The 342-nt window shown below is 48.2% G+C and carries 1 protein-coding gene; it reads left to right on the top strand.

The window, feature by feature from the left end; all coding sequences use genetic code 11:
* Positions 1-342 (top strand): hypothetical protein (locus tag NE665_RS24165; RefSeq protein WP_256302739.1); only part of this gene is annotated, 342 nt, incomplete at both ends.

Below are 342 nucleotides of genomic sequence, written 5' to 3'. Positions count from 1 at the left end.
TATGATCCAAGTGCGGCAGTGAAGTCAGATGGATTATCTCCGGCTCCGTTCATCGATTTCGGACCTTTGACGATCACAAACAGTAAGGACAGAGCGACACCGCCGAAAGCGGAAAGTGACTTCATCGCATTCCCGGATACATTGAAAAAGGGAAGCATAACGATCAATGAAAACCAGATCACAAAGAAGCTGGAAGAAAGTGATCAAACAGCAGAGGCGATCGATGCAGACATCAAGCATCCGGTATCCGATTTCCAGAAGGCGGATGGCAGTGCGACAGATCTTGTCTATGAAAAGGGAAGCACATGGGGAGATCGAAACTTTGCGGTAGAGCTGGTGTTC

Origin of the sequence: Clostridium sp. DFI.1.208, assembly GCF_024463855.1 — a bacterium.
In the GTDB taxonomy this organism is placed as follows: domain Bacteria; phylum Bacillota_I; class Bacilli_A; order Erysipelotrichales; family Erysipelotrichaceae; genus Clostridium_AQ.
This window is presented reverse-complemented; position numbering and strand designations above follow the sequence as displayed.